Annotated in this window: 14 protein-coding genes; 9 read left to right on the forward strand and 5 right to left on the reverse strand. The window is 64.7% G+C overall.

Annotation, left to right across the window (positions count from 1 at the left end; all coding sequences use genetic code 11):
- Positions 1-171 precede the first annotated feature (171 nt).
- The 4 genes from fdxA to ACIBJI_RS03820 are packed head-to-tail and all read left to right on the forward strand — an operon-like array spanning position 172 to position 4,255.
- The gene (gene fdxA, locus ACIBJI_RS03805; RefSeq protein ID WP_040695137.1) at positions 172-495 is read left to right on the forward strand and encodes a ferredoxin; all 324 of its coding nucleotides are present in this window, start codon (positions 172-174) and stop codon (positions 493-495) included.
- A gap of 23 nt (positions 496-518) precedes the next feature.
- Positions 519-1,622 carry a succinyldiaminopimelate transaminase gene (gene dapC / locus ACIBJI_RS03810; protein ID WP_364344623.1) on the forward strand — a complete coding sequence of 368 codons (1,104 nt, stop codon included), beginning with the start codon at positions 519-521 and terminating at the stop codon, positions 1,620-1,622.
- A 51-nt stretch (positions 1,623-1,673) separates the two neighbouring features.
- Positions 1,674-3,311 (forward strand): L-glutamate gamma-semialdehyde dehydrogenase, encoded by a 1,638-nt coding sequence (gene pruA / locus ACIBJI_RS03815; RefSeq protein WP_364344452.1) that lies wholly within the window; start codon positions 1,674-1,676, stop codon positions 3,309-3,311.
- Positions 3,308-4,255: a proline dehydrogenase family protein gene (locus ACIBJI_RS03820; RefSeq protein WP_364344449.1), complete on the forward strand. Its 948-nt coding sequence runs from the start codon at positions 3,308-3,310 to the stop codon at positions 4,253-4,255. The genes pruA and ACIBJI_RS03820 overlap by 4 nt, the downstream gene beginning before the upstream one ends.
- On the opposite strand, the gene ACIBJI_RS03825 is transcribed toward ACIBJI_RS03820, so the two are convergent.
- Together ACIBJI_RS03825 and ACIBJI_RS03830 are read right to left on the reverse strand one after the other, a co-directional pair.
- Positions 4,252-5,121 carry an oxygenase MpaB family protein gene (locus tag ACIBJI_RS03825; RefSeq protein WP_364344446.1) on the reverse strand — a complete coding sequence of 290 codons (870 nt, stop codon included), beginning with the start codon at positions 5,119-5,121 and terminating at the stop codon, positions 4,252-4,254. The two genes, ACIBJI_RS03820 and ACIBJI_RS03825, sit on opposite strands and share 4 nt — an antisense overlap.
- 103 nt (positions 5,122-5,224) lie before the next feature.
- The gene (locus tag ACIBJI_RS03830) at positions 5,225-6,094 is read right to left on the reverse strand and encodes an oxygenase MpaB family protein (RefSeq protein WP_364344443.1); all 870 of its coding nucleotides are present in this window, start codon (positions 6,092-6,094) and stop codon (positions 5,225-5,227) included.
- Positions 6,095-6,280: 186 nt separating this feature from the next.
- On the opposite strand from ACIBJI_RS03830, the gene ACIBJI_RS03835 reads away from it, so the two are divergent.
- Positions 6,281-6,910: a TetR/AcrR family transcriptional regulator gene (locus ACIBJI_RS03835; protein WP_364344440.1), complete on the forward strand. Its 630-nt coding sequence runs from the start codon at positions 6,281-6,283 to the stop codon at positions 6,908-6,910.
- Positions 6,911-6,943: 33 nt separating this feature from the next.
- On the opposite strand, the gene ACIBJI_RS03840 is transcribed toward ACIBJI_RS03835, so the two are convergent.
- Positions 6,944-7,795: an oxygenase MpaB family protein gene (locus ACIBJI_RS03840; protein WP_397082926.1), complete on the reverse strand. Its 852-nt coding sequence runs from the start codon at positions 7,793-7,795 to the stop codon at positions 6,944-6,946.
- A gap of 131 nt (positions 7,796-7,926) precedes the next feature.
- Between ACIBJI_RS03840 and ACIBJI_RS03845 the strand changes: the two genes are divergently transcribed.
- The gene (locus ACIBJI_RS03845) at positions 7,927-9,357 is read left to right on the forward strand and encodes an acyl-CoA synthetase (RefSeq protein ID WP_397082928.1); all 1,431 of its coding nucleotides are present in this window, start codon (positions 7,927-7,929) and stop codon (positions 9,355-9,357) included.
- Between the two features lie 39 nt (positions 9,358-9,396).
- The gene (locus ACIBJI_RS03850) at positions 9,397-9,786 is read left to right on the forward strand and encodes a PPOX class F420-dependent oxidoreductase (protein ID WP_364344431.1); all 390 of its coding nucleotides are present in this window, start codon (positions 9,397-9,399) and stop codon (positions 9,784-9,786) included.
- 202 nt (positions 9,787-9,988) lie between these two features.
- Here ACIBJI_RS03850 and dapD read toward each other — a convergent pair whose 3' ends face one another.
- The gene (dapD, locus tag ACIBJI_RS03855; RefSeq protein ID WP_364344428.1) at positions 9,989-10,936 is read right to left on the reverse strand and encodes a 2,3,4,5-tetrahydropyridine-2,6-dicarboxylate N-succinyltransferase; all 948 of its coding nucleotides are present in this window, start codon (positions 10,934-10,936) and stop codon (positions 9,989-9,991) included.
- 71 nt (positions 10,937-11,007) lie between these two features.
- Positions 11,008-11,424, reverse strand: coding sequence for a hypothetical protein (locus tag ACIBJI_RS03860; protein WP_364344425.1), 417 nt, complete (start codon positions 11,422-11,424; stop codon positions 11,008-11,010).
- Between the two features lie 64 nt (positions 11,425-11,488).
- Here ACIBJI_RS03860 and dapE point away from each other — a divergent pair, with 64 nt between their 5' ends.
- A complete protein-coding gene (gene dapE, locus ACIBJI_RS03865; protein WP_364344422.1) occupies positions 11,489-12,601 on the forward strand; it encodes a succinyl-diaminopimelate desuccinylase in 1,113 nt (370 codons plus the stop codon).
- Between the two features lie 1,197 nt (positions 12,602-13,798).
- Positions 13,799-14,368: a class F sortase gene (locus ACIBJI_RS03870; RefSeq protein ID WP_397082931.1), complete on the forward strand. Its 570-nt coding sequence runs from the start codon at positions 13,799-13,801 to the stop codon at positions 14,366-14,368.
- The last annotated feature ends 106 nt before the right edge of the window (positions 14,369-14,474 follow it).

Here is a 14,474-nt window from a genome sequence, read left to right on the forward strand (position 1 = left end):
CGTCGCACTCGGATGATTCGCAAAGGCGCGGATGTCGGTGGTGTTTCATATCCAGCGAGTGGCATTCGGGACGAAGTTAGTTAGGGCAGGCTGACCCGGGGTAACCTGGGCTGCCGGGCTAGTGTGACGCTGGGCGGACTATCCCCGTGAGGACAGACTAGGAGAGCGGCAGTGCCGTACATCATCGCTGAACCGTGCGTTGACGTGAAGGACAAGGCATGCATCGAAGAATGCCCCGTGGACTGCATCTACGAGGGTGGTCGCATGCTGTACATCCATCCCGACGAGTGCGTGGACTGTGGTGCATGTGAGCCGGTGTGCCCGGTGGAGGCGATCTTCTACGAAGACGACACCCCGGACCAGTGGAGCGGATACGTGAACGCCAATGTCGACTTCTTCGACGAGCTGGGTTCGCCCGGCGGTGCGACGAAGGTCGGCAAGGTGGACTACGACCCGCCGTTCATCAAAGAGCTGCCGCCGATGGCGACCGAATGAGTAATAGGTACTGAGTGAGTTCTGTGTCACCGCGTCGCCGGGTCAGCGCTCTGCTGCCCGATTTTCCCTGGGACACCATTGCGGCGGTGAAGGCGAAGGCCGCCGCGCATCCGGACGGGCTCGTCGATCTATCGGTCGGCACCCCGGTCGATCCGGTGGACCCGCTGATCCGTGCGGCATTGAGTTCGGTCGCCGACGTGCCGGGTTATCCGACCACGCACGGCACGCCCGAACTGCGGATCGCGGCAGTCGATGCGCTGAAGCGGCGCTACGGGATCACCGGACTCGACCCGGCCGCGGTGCTGCCGGTGATCGGCACCAAGGAGTTGATCGCCGGACTGCCGCGGCTGCTCGGCCTCGGCGCGGACGATCTGGTCGTCATCCCGGAGGTCGCCTACCCGACCTACGAGGTGGGTGCGCTGCTCGCCGGTACCAAAGTGGCGCGCGCGGACGGGCTGACCCAGTTGGGTCCGCAATCGCCTGCCCTTATCTATGTGAACTCCCCATCGAACCCGACGGGGAAGGTGCTCGGTGTCGAGCATCTGCGCAAGGTGGTGCAGTTCGCGCGGGAGCGCGGCGCGGTCGTGGCCTCCGACGAGTGCTACCTGGGCTTGGCCTGGGAGGGGCGAGCCGTCTCCATCCTCGATCCGGAGGTATGCGACGGCGACCATACCGGTTTGATCGCGGTGCACTCGCTGTCGAAGACCTCCAACCTGGCAAGTTACCGCGCCGGATTCGTGGCGGGCGATGCGGAACTCGTCGCCGAACTACTCGAGGTGCGCAAGCACTCCGGCATGATGGTGCCGTTCCCGATCCAGGCGGCCATGGCCGCTGCGCTCGGTGACGACGCCCACGAGTCGGTGCAACGTGAGCGCTACCGTGCGCGTCGTGAGGTGTTGCGAAAGGCCTTGCAGCAAGCCGGTTTCCGGATCGATCACTCCGAAGCGGGCCTGTATCTGTGGTCCACCAGGGGCGAGCCGTGCCGCGCCACCCTGGACTGGCTGGCCGAGCGCGGCATCCTCGCCGCACCGGGCGACTTCTACGGACCAGGCGCGGGGCAGCACGTGCGCATCGCACTGACCGCCTCCGATGAACGTATCGAGACCGCGGCGCAACGCCTGGCCTGACACGTCCCGCAGTCGTGCCCGATGACCCCGCAACGGCGATAGCCTTGGGGTATGGACGCTGTCACGGTAGTCCCTGTTCCCAGCAACGAGCCGGTGCATTCCTATGCGCCGGGCAGCCCTGAGCGGGAACTGCTGATCACCAAGCTCACCGAAATCGCCGCCGAATCCATGGATATTCCGTTGGTCATCGGCGGCAAACACCGGCCGGGCATCGGAGCTCGGCACGATATCGTCGCCCCGCACCGACATCGGCATGTACTCGGCACCTACACCGACACCACGCATTCGGAAGCCCACGGCGCCATCGAGTCCGCGCTCGCGGCGGCCCCCGGCTGGCGCACCACGCCCTTCGATGAGCGGGCGGCAGTCTTCCTGCGCGCGGCGGATCTGTTGGCCGGGCCGTGGCGGGAGACGGTCGCCGCGGCGACCATGCTCGGTCAATCCAAGACGGTCCAGCAGGCCGAAATCGACGCGCCGTGCGAATTGGTCGACTTCTGGCGCTTCAATGTGGCCTTCGCGCGCCAGATTCTGCAGCAGCAGCCGCAGTCGAGCGCCGGTGTGTGGAATCAGATGGACTACCGCCCGCTGGAGGGGTTCGTCTACGCCATCACACCGTTCAACTTCACCGCCATCGCGGGCAATCTGCCCACTGCGCCCGCGTTGATGGGCAATACCGTGGTGTGGAAGCCCTCGCCGACGCAGACACTCGCGGCCTTCTGCACGATGCGGCTGCTGGAGACGGCCGGACTGCCGCCGGGTGTCATCAATATGGTGACCGGTGACGGTGTCGAACTGTCGGAGGTCGCGCTCGTCGATCCACGGCTGGCGGGCATCCATTTCACCGGCTCCACCAAGACATTTCAGTTCCTGTGGTCCCAGGTCGGCGCGAATATCGGTCGCTACCACGGCTATCCACGCTTGGTGGGCGAGACCGGCGGTAAAGACTTCATCGTCGCGCACCCGTCGGCAGATCCGGATGCGTTGCGTACCGCGCTGATTCGCGGTGCCTACGAATATCAGGGCCAGAAATGTTCGGCGGCTTCGCGCGCCTATATCGCACGTTCGGTGTGGCGGACGATCGGTGACGACTTCCTGCAACTGACCCGCGAGCTCAGCTACGGCGATGTCGCGGATCTGACGAATTTCGGTGGGGCACTGATCGATCGGCGTGCCTACGACAAGAATGTGGCCGCCATCGAACGCGCCAGGTCAGCTGGTATCGCCATTCCGGCGGGCGGCGAATACGACGACAGCGAGGGCTGGTTCGTCCGGCCCACGGTGCTGGTGGTGGATGATCCGCGCGACGACGCCTTCGCCACCGAATATTTCGGTCCCATCCTAGCGGTGCACGTCTACGACGATGCCGAACCCGGTTCCTACGCGGCGATATTGGCCGAGGTAGAGAGGGCGGCGCCCTACGCATTGACCGGTGCGGTCTTCGCCCAGGACCGCAAGGCCGTCGAACAAGCCTCGGCCGCACTGCGATTCGCCGCGGGCAACTTCTATATCAATGACAAGCCGACCGGCGCGGTCGTCGGTCAGCAGCCCTTCGGCGGTGCGCGCGCCTCGGGCACCGACGATAAGGCGGGTTCGCCGCTGAACCTGCTGCGCTGGGTCGCGCCTCGCACGATCAAGGAGACCTTCGTGCCGCCGGGTGACTACCGGTATCCGCACATGAGGTCGGAATGAATCCATTGCGGCCGGTCATACTCGCGGCCTCTGCCTCACCGCGGATGAAGCGCATCCTGACCCGGACGCCGGTCACAGCCGACATCGTCCGGCGCTTCGTGGCCGGTGAGGGCCGTGACGAGTTGATTCCGGTGGTGCGGGAGCTGCTGGCCAGCCGCCGGCTGATCAGCGTCGACTTCCTCGGAGAGAACACCACCGACCGGGCACAGGCCGATGCCACTGTGACCGAATACCTTTCGCTGATCAACGATTTGGCGGCATTGAACGGATTCCGAGATACCGCGGCGCGCACCGAGGTATCGGTGAAACTCTCCGCACTCGGGCAGGCACTTCCCGCCGACGGCCCAGCCATCGCCACCGAGAACCTGCGCATTCTGTGCACCAAGGCGGTCGAGGCCGGTGTGTGGGTCACCGTCGACGCGGAGGAACACAACACCATCGAGGCCACACTGGCGACGGTTCGTGAATTGCGCACCGAATTCCCTTGGCTCGGAGCGGTATTGCAGGCCTATCTGCATCGCACCGAGGCGGACTGTCGTGAGCTGTCCGGTCCCGGATCGCGAATTCGCCTCTGCAAGGGCGCATACCGGGAACCGCATACCGTCGCTTATCAGCGCGCCGCCGAGGTGACCGATTCCTACCTGCGCTGTCTGGAGATCCTGATGGGCGGCGACGGCTACCCGATGCTGGCCACCCACGATCCGGTGCTGATCCGCGCGGTTGAACAGTTGGCCGCCGAAACCGGCCGTGGCCCAGAACGGCTCGAGCACCAAATGCTCTACGGCATCCGCGGTCCCGAGCAGTTGCGGCTGGCCGCCGCGGGCAATGCCATGCGGGTCTATGTGCCATATGGCAGCCAGTGGTACGGCTATCTGACCCGCCGCCTCGCCGAACGTCCGGCCAACCTCGCGTTCTTTCTGCGCGCGCTGTTCGGCAAGTCTTAGACGAGCGGCTTGCCGAGGCGATGCCGCCTGCGCATATCCCACAGGCACAGGTTCATCGGAAAGAGCCTGGCGGGCTTGGGAAGTATGCGGTGCACGGCGCCGATCGCACGCAGCAATCGGTTCGCGAAGCGCTCCTGGCGTTCACTCCAATCCATGCGCATCTCGGCGCGCAGATGCGGCGGAAGCAGACTGGTCACCAGGAACCGCTGCAGCGGTGCGAATATACGCAACGGCCAGGCGACCATCTTCAGATCGATGAGATCGTTGAAGTACGCGCGGGTGCGGGCATCGACGGTCTTGGTCGCGAGAGTGGCATTCCAGTACTCCTGGAAGGCCGTTCGGTCGCGGGGCCACATTTCCGGTCGCATCTGCAGGGTGGTGCCGAGTCGAGCGGCGTACTGGTAGAGCACATCCGCGGTGTCCTCGTCCATCGGCCCGTGCAGCCGCTCCTCCAGATCGACCAGGCCCCAATACAAACAGGCTGCTACCCACAGTTGCAGTTTCGGGTCGAAGGCGTTGTATTTGACCGCGGCGCCCGGCTCGGAATGCACCGCGCGATGTGAACCGTTGACGGCTTCGCGGTAGTTCGCACGATCCTCTTCGGTGCCCATCAGCGCCACCGCGAGATAGGTCAGCGTTGTGCGGGTGCGCTTCCATGGGTGCACATCGATGCGGCCGGATTCGACCGTGCTCTCCATGACGCCGTAGGCGACCGGCCGCAGGCTGAGCTGCATGATGACATTGGCCGTCCCGCCGAGGAAGGCCGCGACACCGCTCCAGAATTCGTCCATCGCGAAGTTGTCGACGGTGCCGTAGCGGCAGGTCGGACCGGGATCGGGCGGCTCCACGGGTAGCGGCAAGGTCATCGTTGGCCTCGTCTTTCAGGGGGTGATCAGCGGCAATCGAAAGGTGATGAGAAGAATTGGTACTTACCTTCTCATTACCTCGATAGCGTGTCAAACGGTCCCCTTATACGAGCGGTTTACCCAGTCGGATGCGTCGGCGAACGTCGAACATATAGGTGTTCAACGGGAACATTCGCACCGGCTTCGGCAGCCGGGTTTGCACCGCCGAAATCCTTCGCAGCAGCCGATCGAAGCGGCGCTGATCGCGCTGGGACCAGGTCATCCGCATCTCATTGCGCAGATGCTGTGGCAGCAGGCCGGTTACGACGAAGCGCTGGAGCCGAGCGAAAACGAATTGCACGGGGCGCGGCATCATCTTCAGATCGATGAGGTCGTCGAAGTAGTCGCGCAGGGCGGGTTCGATACCGCGCTTTGGCAGGTTCTCATCCCAATACCGTTGGAACTCGGCACGATTGGCGGGCCACATCTCCGGTCGCATCTGCAAGGTGGTGCCGAGCCGAGCGCAATAGTGGTAAAAGTCCTCTGCCACATCGGGATTCATCGGTCCGTGCATGCGGGTGTAGAGGTCGTCGATGCCCCAGTAGAGGCAGGCGGCCACCCAGAGTTGCAGTGTGGGATCGAAGGCGTTGTATTTCACCGGGCTCGCCGAGGTCGAGCGGACCGGTCGATGCGATGCGTTGACTGCTTCCCGATATAGCGCGCGCTCGGCATCGGAGCCCATCAGTGCGACCGCGAGATAGCTCAGGGTGGTGCGCAGCCGTTTGATCGGGTGCAGTGTGACCTTGCCGCTGTCGACGGTGCTCTCCAGCACGCCGCGGCCGACGGGGCGCAGGCTCAGCTGCATGATCACATTCGCCGCGCCGCCCAGGAAAGCCGCGACTCCCTCGACGTACTCCTCGACGGTTTCTGGAGTGATGGGGCCGACGCGGTCGGGAATCGGCAGGTAATCGGCACTGCGGAGTGGTTCGGTCATCGTTGACCTCGCCTTTCTGTGGCCGTCCGCGACAGGAGCGGATGGTGAGAAGATAGTATATAAACCCTCTCATTGCCTCGCGGCGGTGTCAATCACGCTTTCGGGGCGTTCGTGGGCAGTGTGGGCTGATGGCATGCGATGCTAGCGGTGTCATCGTGTCATCGGAGCGGAAAAAGGGTGGGTGTTATGGCGACGCTGACCAGACTCCTGGCGCTGGTGCGCAGCACCGGACCAGAGGATCGCAACCAGACGCGGGTGCTGGATGCGGCTCTGCTGGCGTTCCTGGACTTCGGAATCAAACGAACCAGCATGGTGGAGGTCGCGCGACGGTGCGGGCTCTCGCTAGCCACGCTCTATCGGCGCTTCGCGAGCAAATCCGATCTGATCCAGGCCGTCGGTATGCGGCAGGCGCGGCAGTTCGTCGAGCAGGTGGATGTGGCGCAGCAGCGGCAGGTCGATCGCGACGCCGGTGCCGAGGAACAGATCGTGGAGCTGTTCGTTGCGTTCCTGAACGGACTGCGCGGCAATAAGCTGCTCGACCGATTGTTGAAGACCGAGCCGGAGATCGTGCTGCCGTATCTCACTGTCAAGGGCGCGCCGGTGCTCGAACTCGGCCGCGACTATCTGGCCGAATTCATTACCCGGTTGCAGGGGGAGGGCAAGTTGCCCGGATACGATCCGGAGCCGGTCGCCGAGATGATCGCACGGACGGCGCTGTCCTTGGCGCTGACGCCGCAGACGGTCCTGCCACTCGACGACGACGCCGCGATCCGCAAATTCGCGCGCGACCATGTGGTCGTTTCGTTCCGCCTGTAGCTGACCGACCCCTGTCGACTGCCGTCCCCTGAGTCACACCATCCGCAGGCCGAACCGCCTGCGGATGCGCATGTCCCACAGGTAGGCATTGATCGGAAACAGCCTGGCCTGCTTCGGCATTCGGGCGGTGATCGAGCCGGTGGTGTGCAGGATTCTGGCGAGTTTCCGATCGTCGTCCGTGGTCCAGGTCATGCCCATCTGGTCGCGCAGATGCTCGGGCAGCAGGCCGGTGACCACGAAGCGGTGGAAGCGGGCGAATGGTAAGCGGGCGGGGCGCGGGAGCATTTTCAGATCGATCAGATCGTTGAAGTAGTCGCGGATCGGGGGATCGATGGTGGTCTTCGCTAGGTGTTCGGTCCAGTACTCGTCGAAGGCGACGCGATTGGCGGGCCACATTTTCGGATGCATTTGTAGTGTGGTGCCGAGTCGAGCGCCGTAGCGGTAGAAGGCTTCCGCGTCGGGGTCGTTCATCGGGCCGTGCATGCGCTCGTAGAGATCGCGGGCACCCCAATAGAGACAGGCGGCGACCCAGAGTTGCAGTGCGGGATCGAAGGCGTTGTACTGCACCGGACTCGCCGCGGTCGATTTGACCGAGCGATGCGACAGATTCACGGCATCGCGGTAGGCGTCGCGTTCATCATCGGTGCCGAGCATTGCGACCGACAGATAGGTGAGGGTGGTGCGCAGCCGTTTGATCGGATGCAGCATGACCTTGCCGCTGTCGACGGTGCTCTCCAACACGCCGTAGCCGACCGGCAGCGTGCTGAGCTGCATGATCACGTTCGCCGTTCCACCCAAGAATGCGGCGACACCGTCGAGGTGCCGCTCGATATCGAAGCTGTCCTCGGCGGGTGTAGGCGCGGGTTTGCGAAACGGGCTGGTCATCAGGGACACCGGTCTCATGGTTGAGAAGGAATTGCTTAGACGTTTTCACCGTCTCATGGGTGTGTCAAGCGCCACGTTGTCCTCGAGGGGGAGCGTGGTGGTGCGGTGTGCTGCCGAAGTAGCGTGAGCGAATGTCATTCGGTCCGCCGCCGCTGCTGCTTCGTTCGCTCAACCCGCTCGCTGTCGCCGGGGGAGCGGATATTCCGGATGCCGTCACCATCGACGGGGTGACCCTGTCGCGCAGTGATTTGCTCGGTGCGGCAACCTCGGTGGCCGAGCGCATCGCGCGCGCCGATCGGGTCGCGGTGCTGGCGCGGCCGACCGTAACGACGGTGCTCGCGGTGGTCGGCTGCCTCATCGCCGGCGTGACGGTGGTGCCGGTGCCGCCGGATTCGGGGACCGCGGAGTTGGCGCATATCCTCAGCGACTCCGGTGCGCAGGCGTGGTTGGGTGAGGCGCCGGAGGGGACGGATCTCCCGGTGGTTCCGGTGCGTGTGCACGCGCGCTCGTGGCATAGCTACCCCGAACCCGACGCTGCCACACCGGCATTCGTGCTGTACACCTCGGGGACCACCGGTCTGCCCAAGGGGGTCGTGCTGAATCGCGGTGCCATTGCTACCGGGCTCGACGCGCTCGCGGACGCATGGTCATGGACACCGAATGACGTTCTGGTGCACGGTCTTCCGCTGTTTCACGTACACGGATTGATCCTCGGCGTACTCGGACCGCTGCGGGTGGGCAGTCCGCTGATCCACACCGGTAGACCGACGCCGCAGGCATATGCGGACGCGCGTGGCACGCTGTACTTCGGAGTGCCGACGGTGTGGTCGCGAGTTGTCGAAAATCCCGATGCGGCAAAGAAATTGGCCGATGCGCGGCTGCTGGTCTCGGGTAGTGCCCCGCTGCCGGTGCCGGTGTTCGAGCGGCTGCGCGAACTCACCGGGCACGCGCCCATCGAGCGGTACGGAATGAGCGAAACGATGATCACGCTGTCCACTCGCTTCGATGGGGAACGTCGTCCCGGATGGGTCGGCACGCCCGTCGCAGGTGTCGAGACTCGGCTGCGGGACGAGGCCGGTGCGGATGTCCCGCATGACGGTGAGAGCATCGGTGGCCTGCAGGTTCGCGGGCCGATGCTGTTCGACGGCTACCGCAACCGGGCCGAGGCGACCGCCGAATGCTGGACCGAGGACGGCTGGTTCAAGACCGGCGATGTCGCGGCCATCGATGCCGGTGGTTTCCATCGCATTGTCGGCCGGGAATCGGTCGATCTCATCAAGTCCGGTGGCTACCGGATCGGCGCGGGCGAAGTCGAGACCGTATTGCTCGGACATCCGGATGTGGCCGAGGTTGCGGTAGTGGGACTTCCCGACGCCGATCTGGGACAACGGATTGTCGCGTATGTCGTATTGCGCGGTGCCGCACCGGATTCCATCGAGAAGGCGCTCATCGAGCATGTGGCCGAACAGCTTTCGGTGCACAAGCGCCCGCGCGAGGTCCGCGTGGTGGACTCCTTGCCGCGCAATGCGATGGGGAAGGTGCAGAAGAAGCTGCTCGGCTGACTTGACCTCTACTTCGGTTCAGGTTCTACGGTCCCCGGTATGAGCGCAGCACTGACACCCGAACAGATCGACTACCTGGCCACCCAGCGCCTGGGCCGACTGGCGACCGTCCGCCCCGACGGCTCACCCCAGAACAGCCCGGTCGGCTTCCGCTACAACGCCGAACTCGGCACCATCGATATCGCGGGCTGGAATATGGGCAAGTCCTGGAAATTCCGCAATATCGCCACCAACAACCGCATCGCCTTCGTCGTCGACGACGTCGCCTCGATCCAGCCCTGGCGCGTCCGCTGCCTCGAAATCCGCGGCACCGCAGAACAATTGACGGATGTGGAGCCCTATATCTCGGGCGTCTCACGAGAGATGATCCGTATCCACCCGACCCGGGTGATCGCCTTCGGCCTCGCGGCTGGCGTCACCCACGGGTAGGGCCTGTCGCAGACCTGGAGCAACACGACAACTGATTTCGTGCGCATGTGGGTGAGTCGCCGGAAGAGCTAACTTACCGCCGCCAACGTCACAGTTGTCGCGATTTGGTCTGGCCGGTCGTGCGGCGTCATCGCTGATGTCGACTGCGCCGTCGGCGATGACGCCACCGTGACAGCCCCGGAAGATCCGGGGCCGCACGAGCCTAGTCGTTGGCGTGCAGGTCCGCGTTGAGTTCGATGCCGGTGCCCTTGCGGTGCACGACCTCGACGGCGCCGGTGGTGGAGTTGCGGCGGAACAACAGGTTGTTCTGACCGCTGAGCTCGGCGGCCTTGACCACGGTGCCGTCGGGGGTGGTGACCTTGGTGCCCGCGGTGAGGTAGAGACCGGCCTCGAGGACGCAGTCGTCGCCGAACGGGATGCCGAGGCCGGAGTTGGCGCCGAGTAGGGAGCGCTCGCCGATGGAGATGATGGTGGTACCGCCGCCGGACAGGGTGCCCATGGTGGAGGCGCCGCCGCCGATATCGGAGCCGTCGCCGACCACGACGCCCGCGGAGATGCGGCCCTCGACCATGGAGGCGCCGAGGGTGCCCGCGTTGAAGTTCACGAAGCCCTCGTGCATGACGGTGGTGCCGGAGGCCAGATGCGCGCCGAGGCGGACCCGGTCGGCGTCACCGATGCGCACCCCCGACGGCACGACGTAGTCGACCATCCGCGGGAACTTGTCGATGCTGTACACGGTGACCGGCCCGCGGACACGCAGCTTGGCGCGTGTCGCCTCGAAACCCTCCACCGCTGCCGGACCGTGGTTGGTCCACACCACATTGCTGAGCAGTCCGAATTGTCCGTCCAGGCTCACCTCGTGCGGCTTGACCAGCCGATGCGAGAGCAGATGCAGCCGCAGGTACACATCGTGCGCGTCCACGGGCGCCGCCGACAGATCGGCGATCGTCGTCCGCACCGCGATCACATCGACCCCGCGCGCCTCGTCGAATCCGAGCAGCGCCGCGTATTCCGCGGGCGCCTCGTCCAGGCGCTTCGTACCGGTGTCACCGAACGCGCCCAACTCCGGATGCGGGTACCACGTATCCAATACGGTCCCGTCCGCGGTCACATTGGCGATACCGACTGCTGCTGCTCCCTGAATGCTCACGTCAACAGAGGTTACCCACCCATCCGCACTCGTGGTGAGCCACGTCGACCGCTACCTGCCACCTCGACTTATCACAATTCCGCAAGGCTGATCGTGGACCGCCCGAAGGCTTTGGTCAGCACCGAACGTTGGTGCGGAGTGAGCTCGTTGATGACTACCACGGCGTCCGCGGCGAGTTCCGCACAGGCCGCGGCGATCTCGCCGACTTTTCCGGTGCTGAACAGCGTGCGGGGTGAAAGCGGCCGCGCCATCACGCCGACACCGCCGGCCGAGACGCCACGACGCTGGGTGAACATCGCGACGACCTGACCGCCGAGGGTGGCGACCACGTTCGCGGCGTCGTCCATGCGCGTCACGTAGTCCGGTTCCCTAGCGGAGAAGAAGCCGACTATGACGATGTCGGCCCCGGCGACGGAAACCGCCGGTGTATCGAGTCGCCGTCGCCGATTGCGGCGCGGTAACCGATTGCGTCGATGAGTCGGGTGCATAGTGGAGACCGTATCGGCGCCGCGATGGCGTCGGGTGCGACCGGAGAACCGTAGGCTGGGGCGCGTGACCATCGACTTGCGCGCCGACCCCATCGCACTGACCGCAGCTCTCGTCGACATCCCCAGCGTCTCGCGCGACGAGACGGTCATTGCCGACCTGGTCGAGCGGGCGCTGCGTGAGCAGACCAGCGGATTCGAGGTGCTGCGGCACGGGAATGTGGTGCTCGCGCGCACGGATCTGGGGCGGCCGACTCGGGTCATTCTCGCCGGTCATTTGGATACCGTGCCCATCGCCGACAATGTGCCGAGCACGTTCGTGGACGAGGCGGGGGAGCGCCAGCTCTACGGCTGCGGCACCGTTGATATGAAATCCGGTGACGCGGTCTTCCTGCATCTGGCCGCGACCGTCGCGGAACCGGTGCACGATCTGACGCTGATCTTCTACGACTGCGAGGAGATCTCCGCGAAGTACAACGGTCTCAACCACATCGAACGCGACCTCCCGGATTGGCTCGTCGGCGATCTGGCCATCCTCGGCGAACCGTCCGGCGGTGTCATCGAGGCGGGGTGCCAGGGCACCCTGCGCGCCCGGCTCGCGACCAAGGGCGTGCGGGCACATTCGGCGCGGTCGTGGAAGGGCGACAATGCGATTCACCACTTGGCCCCGGTGCTGCAGCGGCTCGCCGACTATAAGGCCCGCGAGGTCGATATCGACGGCTGCGTCTATCGCGAGGGCCTGTCCGCGGTCCGTATCGGCGGTGGCGTTGCGGGCAATGTGATTCCGGACGAGGCCGAGGTCGACGTGAACTTCCGCTTCGCGCCCGACCGTACCGTCGCCCAAGCCACCGAGCATGTGCGCGAGGTATTCGCCGGACTCGACCTCGATTTCGAGCTCACCGACGCCGCCGCGGGCGCACTGCCGGGCCTGTCCGCACCCGCCGCCAAGGATCTGATCAGCGTGGTCGGCGCCGACAGTGTGCGCGCCAAATACGGCTGGACCGATGTCGCGCGCTTCGCCGCCCGCGGCATCCCGGCGGTGAACTTCGGTCCCGGCGACCCCAATCTCGCCCACAAGCGCGACGAACACGTCCCGGTCGCCCAGATCACCTCGGTCGCCGCGACACTGCGCAACTACCTGACCGAACGAGTCACCAACGCTGCCGAACTGTCCCGCTGATTCCGGCCGGGGTGCGGGGCACGCACGGTCAGCTTTCTCACGTCTGGCTCCGGCATGAGGGGCGTGTCTCCTCTCAGGACGGTCGCGTTGTGACGCCGCGGCGGAACGGGACCCGCACCGGGGCATCGCAGGTCAGGAAGCGACCTTTGGGGTCGTGCCACAGTTCGATCTGTCGTGTGCTGTAAACATCGGCAGATTCCACATTCCGGTGAACAGCAACTCGGGGTGGATGCCTGCGGCGCTGTGTGGGTTGTCGGGGTCGTTGATCGAGGTGAATTCATCTGGATTCTGTGGGACGAGCCAGGCGTTGTTGCAGATCGGTAAACAAGAAGATTGCGTGCGACATCGCCGCCTTCATCGGGGTAGACGAAGGCGATATCGCAACGAGCACACCAGCGAGTCTGTCTCCGGTCGAACTCGAGGGACTACCCGATGATATCGACCGTACTCACCTCCTGGAACCAACCGGTCACCTGGACTAATGCGATTCTGGCAGAGAGGGCCCCGCCAATTTCTCCCGATTCCCACCCATGGCTACTACGGCAGTCTAATAGAGGCATCACATTTAGTCTCGGCACTACTACCCGAACCCAAAGTTTAATTAGACCCTGCGGCCTTGAAGCGTAATATCGCACTAACACGTGTCGAGTGCCATAAGCACTTCGCTGGTTGCCGAGGCGATAGAAGTGATCCGGTCGCATTCACAATTGCAAGTGAGGCTCAGGGATAAATTCTATCTGTCGAGGAGTTCGTATGAGCTCGTCATTTCGTGCTGTATCGGTCATTCCAGGGTTGCCCCGCGGTCCCAGCCCACCGATTCGGGAACTCCCACCGCAAGGCCTCAGCGGTCCAGGTGGATCCGGTGGTGAACGTGGTCAGGGCGACCGCGATACGCCCGAGACAGCACCGCCTGTGACGCCCGGCCCTGGAGTTCCACCAAAGGGTGCTCCAGGTACCGGCGAAGACGGCAGCGCCGATGACCCGGACCCGGTTGATGACCTTGGGTGGGCTGGCGGTACCTGGACTCGGCCTCCTGCTCGAGCAGACCACTCGCCGACGTCAGGGGCCCACCACACCCCGGCTGGAACCGGAATGACCGAAGCGCGAGCCCACACTCCGCGCAGTCCAGGACGCAGTTCGCCGACGTCGTCGAGGCACCTGCGAATAGCGGCCAGCATTCTGCTACTTCTTGCGGCAATGAGTCCGATCGCTCGATTGTGCCCAGGTGGGAATCTGGTCCCGGCCCCCCATGCCGCCGTGACCACATTCGGTACCGTGGCCCCGGCCGCGCTCCCAGAATCGCTCCCTGTGGAACTACACATCCCAGCTATTGCCGTGGATGGACCACTCTCCGAGCTCGGCCTCAATCCTGATCGCACGGTAGAACTTCCGACGGACTTTCAGATAGCGGGCTGGTACCGATACGGCCCCCCGCCGGGGGACATGGGCTCCGCGGTCATCCTGGGACACGTAGACTCCTACACCGGACCCGCGGTCTTCTACCGACTATCGTCACTGCGGCCCGGGGACGAGGTCCACGTGACAAGAGCGGACCGATCGGTTGCTCACTTCCTCGTCCAGAGGGTAGCCACTTATCTCAAGTCGGAGTTCCCAAGCCATGAGGTCTACGACTCGCAGGGATACAGCGCGCTGCAACTGGTGACGTGTGGCGGCGAATTCGACCACACCATAAGAAGCTATCAGTCCAATGTGGTGGTCTACACCGCGCTCGTTGGCATCACTCCGCCGCCCGCTGGCCCACCATGACAGACCCGCCCCCCAGCATCGACCTTGGTCGACGAGGGCGGCTTGACCGCGAATACTGCGCGCCAGGCTGTCGCGGGAGCGGGAGACGGTGTTGATCTTCTGATGG

The organism is Nocardia sp. NPDC050408 (assembly GCF_044458905.1).
GTDB lineage: Bacteria > Actinomycetota > Actinomycetes > Mycobacteriales > Mycobacteriaceae > Nocardia.

Bases quoted from the DNA above. Each gene is read 5' to 3' on its own strand.
- ACIBJI_RS03870 (WP_397082931.1), top strand. From the start codon at position 13,799: ATGAGTCCGATCGCTCGATTGTGCCCAGGTGGGAATCTGGTCCCGGCC.
- ACIBJI_RS03825 (WP_364344446.1), bottom strand. From the start codon at position 5,121: ATGACCTTGCCGCTACCCGTGGAGCCGCCCGATCCCGGTCCGACCTGC.
- ACIBJI_RS03845 (WP_397082928.1), top strand. From the start codon at position 7,927: ATGTCATTCGGTCCGCCGCCGCTGCTGCTTCGTTCGCTCAACCCGCTC.
- ACIBJI_RS03820 (WP_364344449.1), top strand. From the start codon at position 3,308: ATGAATCCATTGCGGCCGGTCATACTCGCGGCCTCTGCCTCACCGCGG.
- ACIBJI_RS03850 (WP_364344431.1), top strand. From the start codon at position 9,397: ATGAGCGCAGCACTGACACCCGAACAGATCGACTACCTGGCCACCCAG.
- ACIBJI_RS03835 (WP_364344440.1), top strand. From the start codon at position 6,281: ATGGCGACGCTGACCAGACTCCTGGCGCTGGTGCGCAGCACCGGACCA.
- ACIBJI_RS03830 (WP_364344443.1), bottom strand. From the start codon at position 6,094: ATGACCGAACCACTCCGCAGTGCCGATTACCTGCCGATTCCCGACCGC.
- ACIBJI_RS03860 (WP_364344425.1), bottom strand. From the start codon at position 11,424: ATGCACCCGACTCATCGACGCAATCGGTTACCGCGCCGCAATCGGCGA.
- ACIBJI_RS03840 (WP_397082926.1), bottom strand. From the start codon at position 7,795: ATGACCAGCCCGTTTCGCAAACCCGCGCCTACACCCGCCGAGGACAGC.
- pruA (WP_364344452.1), top strand. From the start codon at position 1,674: ATGGACGCTGTCACGGTAGTCCCTGTTCCCAGCAACGAGCCGGTGCAT.